This window comes from Cryobacterium mannosilyticum (assembly GCF_004402705.1).
Taxonomy (GTDB): Bacteria; Actinomycetota; Actinomycetes; order Actinomycetales; family Microbacteriaceae; genus Cryobacterium; species Cryobacterium mannosilyticum.
In genome coordinates, this window is the sequence record NZ_SOFM01000005.1 from 24749 (window position 1) to 31531 (window position 6783).

The 6783-nt window shown below is 69.9% G+C and carries 7 protein-coding genes; 5 read left to right on the forward strand and 2 right to left on the reverse strand.

Going from position 1 to position 6783, the window contains the following annotated elements; all coding sequences use genetic code 11:
• The first annotated feature begins 8 nt into the window (after nt 1–8).
• The 3 genes from E3O32_RS01140 (at nt 9) to E3O32_RS01150 (ending at nt 2155) form a co-directional block, all read left to right on the forward strand.
• Nucleotides 9–251 (forward strand): dihydrofolate reductase family protein, encoded by a 243-nt coding sequence (locus E3O32_RS01140; protein ID WP_134506169.1) that lies wholly within the window; start codon nt 9–11, stop codon nt 249–251.
• Nucleotides 252–344: 93 nt separating this feature from the next.
• A complete protein-coding gene (locus E3O32_RS01145) occupies nt 345–1286 on the forward strand; it encodes an ABC transporter ATP-binding protein (RefSeq protein WP_134506170.1) in 942 nt (313 codons plus the stop codon).
• Complete coding sequence (locus tag E3O32_RS01150; protein WP_134506172.1) at nt 1283–2155, forward strand: ABC transporter permease; 873 nt, start codon at nt 1283–1285, stop codon at nt 2153–2155. Before E3O32_RS01145 ends, E3O32_RS01150 begins: the two co-directional genes overlap by 4 nt.
• Nucleotides 2156–2193: 38 nt before the next feature.
• Here E3O32_RS01150 and E3O32_RS01155 read toward each other — a convergent pair whose 3' ends face one another.
• Both E3O32_RS01155 and E3O32_RS01160 read right to left on the reverse strand, forming a co-directional pair.
• Nucleotides 2194–2922: a LuxR C-terminal-related transcriptional regulator gene (locus tag E3O32_RS01155; protein WP_134506174.1), complete on the reverse strand. Its 729-nt coding sequence runs from the start codon at nt 2920–2922 to the stop codon at nt 2194–2196.
• A complete protein-coding gene (locus tag E3O32_RS01160; protein WP_241974437.1) occupies nt 2909–4360 on the reverse strand; it encodes an ATP-binding protein in 1452 nt (483 codons plus the stop codon). The genes E3O32_RS01155 and E3O32_RS01160 overlap by 14 nt, the downstream gene beginning before the upstream one ends.
• Before the next feature lie 127 nt (nt 4361–4487).
• Here E3O32_RS01160 and E3O32_RS01165 point away from each other — a divergent pair, with 127 nt between their 5' ends.
• Nucleotides 4488–6167: a PspC domain-containing protein gene (locus tag E3O32_RS01165; RefSeq protein ID WP_166790742.1), complete on the forward strand. Its 1680-nt coding sequence runs from the start codon at nt 4488–4490 to the stop codon at nt 6165–6167.
• A complete protein-coding gene (locus tag E3O32_RS01170) occupies nt 6164–6577 on the forward strand; it encodes a hypothetical protein (RefSeq protein ID WP_134506180.1) in 414 nt (137 codons plus the stop codon). The genes E3O32_RS01165 and E3O32_RS01170 overlap by 4 nt, the downstream gene beginning before the upstream one ends.
• Nucleotides 6578–6783 lie beyond the last annotated feature (206 nt).

The following is a 6783-nucleotide window of genomic DNA, read 5'->3' on the forward strand; positions in this document are numbered from 1 at the left end:
TGTAGTTCGTGGCGGTATCCCTGGACGGATTCATTGCCGACATCTGGCTGTGCGGCGGAGGGCGCCTCGCCGCGGCTCTCCGGCCGGAGATCGATCGGCTCGTACTCAAGGTCAATCCGGTCGTATTCGGCGATGGCATTGCCCTGTTCGACGGGGATTACACGCCCTCGGCCTACGAGCTCGTGTCGACCACACACTACGACTCAGGAGTGCTCTTCAACGACTATCGCGCTCTGCGGGCCAGCAGCTGACAATGCTCACGTGCACCACCTCCTCTCGCCGCCACCCGGGGCCATCGGTGGGTCGCGCTTGCCGCTTCGCCTCCGGGCTGGCACGCTATGGGCATGGAATCATCGTCCCCCGTCGTGCGCGTGCGCGACCTACGCAAGTCCTACGGGAGAGTCGAAGCTGTTCGAGGACTCGATTTCGACATCCACCCGGGTGAAACATTCGCCCTGCTCGGCCCGAACGGTGCCGGCAAGAGCACGGTGATCGAGATTCTCGAGGGTTACCGCGACCGCAGTTCCGGCGAGGTGAGCGTGCTCGGCACCGACCCGCAACACGGCGGCCTCGGCTGGAAGGCACGGCTCGGCATCGTGCTGCAGTCCACGGGCGAGAGCGGCACCGTCACGGTGTCCGAGCAACTTCGCCACTTCGCCGGTCTCCACGCGAATCCGCGCGGCGTCGCCGAGGTGATCGACGCGGTGGGCCTTACGGAGAAGGCGAAGACTCGCATCAGCAAGCTCTCCGGCGGGCAACGCCGGCGAGTGGATGTCGCACTCGGCATCATCGGTCGGCCGGAGCTTCTGTTCCTCGACGAACCGACCACGGGGTTCGACCCCGAGGCGCGGCATCAGTTCTGGGATCTGGTGCGCCGGCTCAAGGCGGAGGGCACTACCATCCTGCTCACCACGCACTATCTCGACGAGGCGGCGCAGCTCGGCGACCGGGCAGGTGTGATCAACAATGGGCGACTGATCGATATCGGCGCCATCGACGAGATCGGCGGCTCAGAGGCGCGAGTGCCGCTCGTGCGCTGGCGGAACGAACTGGGTGTGCTCAGGGAGGTGCGCACCGATCGGCCGGGACAGGTGGTGGCCGAGCTGGTCGCGTCGGCGGGCGGGGAACCGGCGGACCTCGAGGTGGTGCGGCCCAGCCTCGAGGACGTGTACCTCGGGCTCGTTCGCGGCACAACCGAAGGTATTCGTGCCGAGGTGGAAGGCGACGAGACGATGGCCGGCGAGACCCTGGCAGACGAGACGACCGTTACGGAGCTGCGCTCATGAACGAGACCACCACGTCAGCCACCAGGCGCGCAGCCGGCACCACGGGCATCCGGCGCCCCGGCCTGCTCACGCTCGGAGCCTCCCGCGTGATCTACGAGACCCGCGTCTACTTCCGCAGCCCAGACAGTGTGTTCTTCACGTTCCTGTTCCCCTTCATCATGCTGGGCATCTTCACGGCGGCGTTCGGGGCGAGAGGCAACATCGGCGAGGCGCCGGACGGCACCGGCGGCATCAGCGTGGGAGCGTACTACCTGCCGGGGATGCTCGCTGCGGGCATGCTCCTCTCCGGCGTGCAGAATCTCGCGGTGGACATCGCCGGGGAGAAGGGCGACGGCACCCTCAAGCGCCTCGGCGGCACACCGCTGTCCCCGCTCAGCTACTTCATTGGCAAGATCGGCATGGTGCTGGTGACCGGCACGATCCAGGCGGCGCTGCTGATGCTGGTGGCCCGGTTCGTGCTGAACATCGACCTGCCGACCGACCCGGACACCTGGCTGACCTTCTCCTGGGTGTTCCTGTTCGGCACGATCACCTGCGCGTTCCTCGGGATCGCGCTCTCGGCTCTCCCCCGCTCCGGCAAGAGCGCCACGGCTGTGGTCATTCCGATAGTCCTGATCCTGCAGTTCATTTCCGGCGTCTACCTTCAGTTCTACCTTCTGCCGGAGTGGATGCAGAACCTGGCGAGCGCGTTTCCCCTGAAGTGGATGGCGCAGGGCATGCGCGCAGTGTTCCTGCCGGAGAGCTTCGCCAACCTGGAGCAGTCGGGCTCGTTCGACCTCCCTCTGGTGGCGCTCAACCTCGGCATCTGGCTCGTGGTCGGGCTCGTGCTCAGCCGAGTCACGTTCCGGTGGATCCGGAAGGACGCCTGAGCCACGGATGCCCGGCATCCGCGCGCACACGGCGGCGCCTACAGCAGCTTGCGCTCGAGCGCCCAGGCCGTGAGCTCGTAGCGGGAGGACAACTGCAGCTTGCGCAGTACCGCCGACACGTGCGTCTCGACGGTCTTCGGCGAGATGAACAGGGTGCCGGCGACCTCCCGGTAGGTGTAGCCGCGGGCGATCAGGCGCATCACCTCCTGCTCGCGGCCGGAGAGCCTGTCGAGCTCCTCCATCGTCTCTGCCATCTCGCCGGCGACCGCGCCGAAGGCGTCGAGCACGAACCCGGCCAGCTTCGGCGAGAACACGGCGTCGCCGGACGCGACCCGGCGGGCGGCCTCCGACACCTCGGCGCCGGACGCGCTCTTGGTGATGTAGCCCCGCGCGCCCGCTCGGATCACCCGCACGACGTCGTCGGCGGCGTCCGACACGCTCAGGGCCAGGAAGAGGGTGTGCGGGGCGCGGGGCGCGGCGTCGAGGATGACCTCGCCGCCGCCGCCGCCGCGACCTCCGGGCAGATGCACGTCAAGCAGCACCACCCGAGGTTGCAGCCGGGCGACGATCGTGACCGCCTCGTCGACGGTCGCGGCCTCGCCGAGCACCCTGATGCCCGCGTCGAGTTCGGCGCGCAGCCCGGAACGGAAGATCGAATGGTCGTCGACGATCACGACCGACAGGAGCGTGACATCCGCGCCAGGCCCGTCGAGCGTGGCGGATGCCTCGGCGACCGGATCGCCGGATCGCGCCTCATTGCTCGTCATGGCCCTGTTCCTCTGCTCCGGTTCCGGCGCCGGCTGTTGCTGCGCTGGGTGCTCCGGCGTTTGCGGTTGCGGCGCCCACGCCGATAGGCGGGGCGGATGTCGCAGTCCCGCCGAGCGGCAGGCTCAGCAGGATCTCGGTGCCCGACCCGCCTGGGCCCGGCCGAACCGCTGCGGAACCACCGATCCGATTCATCCGCCCGATGATCGACTCGCGCACGCCGTGCCGGTCGGACGGAATGTCGGCGAGTCGGAAACCAGGTCCCCGATCGGTGACGCTCAACGTGCTGCCGACCTTGTTCGTCTCGAGGTAGACCGAGACGGTGCCACCGGCGTGCCAGGCCGCGTTCAGCATGGCCTCGCGGGCCGCGGCGATCAGCGCATCCGGCACGACGGCCGGCGCGGTTCCGACCGTCACCACCTCGAACTGCACCGGGAAGTCGGCCTCGATCTCCCCGACGATGCGCCGAAGCGCGGCCGGCAGATCGATCGGCGCCTCGGCGGGGGCGAAGGTGCCAGAGGTGTCGGCAGGGTCTGCCGGGCGGGCCCCGCGTGCACCGGCGCCGTGCACTCCGGTGAACAACCACTCCCGCAGCTCCCGCTCCTGGGCCCGGGCCAGGCGGGCCGCGTCGCTGTGCGGGCCGGCCTTCTGCTGGATCAGCGCGAGGGTCTGCAGCACCGAGTCGTGGAGGTGCGCGGCGATCTCTGCCCGCTCAGACTCGCGAATCCGCTCCGAGCGTTCATCGGCGAGGTCGCGGGACAGCCTCACCAGCCACGGCGCGATCACGACGATCACGCCCAGCAACACCGAAACGGATGCGACGACCACCGTCCATCCGCCCTGCTGGTCACCCGTGACGAAGAACAGCAGGATGCCGACCGCGACCAGCAACAGGGCACCGAGCGCCCGCACGAGCAGCGCCGAGGAGTCACTTCGCGCGCCGACCCGGATGTCGGCGAACTGCCGCCAGGCGAGGGCGACGCCCGCGAGCACGACGATTCCGGGGATCACGACGGCCAGCGGCACATTCAGGCCGAGTCGACTCGCCGCCAGGGCCGTTCCGGCGGCGAGCAGGGCAAGGCCGAGGAAAATTTCGGTGACCGGGGCCGCACGCGCGGCGGTGGCGTCCGCTGACCCGACGGATGCCGCTCCGCCCGAGACCTGCCCGTCGACCAGTGGACCGCCACGGTCCGGAACGCTGAGCCCACCTACTCGACCAGGTGCGGCCGCCGGCCGAGCCAGGCTCGCTTTCGGCAGGGCGCCGGAGCGCGGCGGAGTGTCGGGGATGGTCACCCAGAGCCAGGCGTAGAGCAGGGCACCCGCGCCGCCGGCCAGGCTGAGCAGCACCGTGCCGACCCGCACCGCGGTCACGGGCAGCCCGGTGTGCTCGGCGAACCCGGCGCAGACGCCCGCCACCAGCCGCTGCCTCGGCCGCGTCATCCGCTCGGTTCTCATCTCTTCATCAAAGCACCCTGAACGGCGGCGGGGGCCCCGGCATCCGGATCTCAGGGTTGAATCAGGGTCGTCCCTGATGGCCCTGTCGCCCCGCCGGTGGTTGAGTCTAAGCATGACAGCAGAGAATCCCACCTACCCCGCGAAGGGTCACACCCCCACCGGGCCGGATCAACTCACCCGTTTCTTCGACTGGATCCGGCGCAGCGGACTCGTGCGCGGCGGCGAACGCTGGCTGGCCGGTGTCTGCGGCTCCGTCGCGGCGAAAACGGGCCTCGACCCCATGATCGTGCGCGGAATCGTCGTGGTGCTGGGCGTGCTGGGTGCTCCCGTCGTGTTGCTGTATGCGATCGGCTGGGCGCTGCTGCCGAACGTGCTCGGCCGGATCCACGCCGAGGAGGCACTCCGCGGCCGGTTCGAACCCGCGATCATCGCCATCATCGCGCTGCTCGTGCTGACCATCGCGCCGTTCAACCGCGGAATCTGGTGGGACGGTGTCCCCGGCGCCTGGGGAATGCCCGACTGGATCACCGCGACACTGAGTGTGGCGTGGGGCCTCGCCGTCGCCGCGGGAATCGTGTGGTTGATCGTCTACCTCGTGCGGCGCCGCCAGGCCGGGACCACGCCGGGCGGGCCGGCACAGGGCGGGCCGGCACAGGGCGGGCCGGCACTGGGCCGGCCGACGCCATACGGTTCTGCGCCCTACGGATCGGCTCAGGGCGGGCCGACACCCCCGGCGTCGCCGGACGAAACGACGATCACGACGCCACCGCCTCCCGCGGTGCCGCCGGTGCCCGCCGACCTCGGCCCGCTGACGGCCGATTCGGCCGCCGCAACGCAGCCGACGGAGGCATTCCCTCAGGGGGCGCCGAACCAGGAGACACCGAGCGACATGTCACCGCCCGCGGCGTACTCCACCCAGGCACCTTCCGGTCCGGCATTTTCCAGTCAGGAGTACCCCACGCAGGGCTCCCCCACTCACGGGCAGGCCGCAGCGTGGGCGCGTCAGGAGGAGCAGAACCGGCTGCGGGCGGATCAGAGCCGGGCCTGGCAGGACCAGAACAGAGTGCGGCGGGAGCAGCAACTCGCCCAGCAGTCCGAGCGTGCCGCCCGGTGGCGCGCACGCCGACCCAGCGCCGCCACCACCACGATCACGCTGGGCCTCGCTCTCCTGGCCGGCGCGATCGCCTACCTGGGCTACTCGGGCGGCGAGTGGTCGACCGGCGCATTCGTGTTCGGCCTGGCCATGGCACTCGGCCTGGTCGCCGTCGGAATCATCGTCGCCGGCATCCGCGGTCGGGAGAGCGGCGCGCTGGGCTGGATGGCCCTTCTCGCCGTGGTGGCGCTCGTGTGGGTCGGGGTTGCGCCCCAGGGAACCCAGTTCACGTTCGCCGGCAACCAGCGCTGGAACGTCGTGTCCTCCGCCGAAGACTCCCCAACCGGCTACGCCATGGTCGCCGGCGCTCCGACCGTTGACCTCAGCGACCTGGACACGGCAACGGGACGCCAGACGAACGGTCAAACGGTCGACGTGTGGCTCGGGTTCGGGGTGACCACCCTCGTTCTGCCGGCCCGGCGGCCGGTCGAGGTCGAGGTCCATCTTCTCGCCGGGGCGGTCGGCTCTGAATCGACCGGCGGCGAGCCCGTGCGGGGCGGTGTGCTCATTCGGGACGTGCGCACCGTCAACGGCACGGATGCCCGGTCCGTTCCTCGCATTCGCGTCTGGTCGCTCGCCGGCCAGGTCAAATTCATCGGCGGCAGCGATGCCGGCAGCACACTCAGGAGCACCCCATGACCGATTCCGAGAACTCGACCCCGATCGTGGATCCAACCGTGGATCCAACCCCGACCGTGGATCCAACACCGACCGCGACCGAGAACCCGACCGTGGACAGTGCGTCCGTGACGGACGCCGCGACGCTCCCGTTCCAGACCATGCCGAATGCGTCAGCGACACTTCCGTCCCCGACGATGCCGGAGGCAGTCGCGCCGCCAGCCGGGTCGTCGACCACGCCCCGACGGATTCCCCTGTTCGGCACCATCCTGTGGGGAACCCTCACGCTCGCATTCGCCGGGTTCATGGTGTTTCGCACCCTGGTACCTGGCTCGATGGACCCCTCGCTGTGGCTGCTCGGCGGCGTGATCGCGACGGGTCTCGTGCTCGTCGTCGCCGGAGTGGCGGCGGCGATGCGGCACCCGTCCTGATCGCACGGCCGCCCGCATCCGCCCGGCAGGCGCCCGCCGGCGCCCGCCGGCATCCCTCACCCGCCGAGCCGAGATGCTCGCGGCGCACCCTGCGGAAGCCGGCGCACGTTCTAGAGCCTGTTGATTATTGGAGGCTGGCGATCCGAGGCCAGCGCTCAGTCCCATGTCGGATGTCGATGGGCTGGTGTCGGCGCGGGCGATCGGGC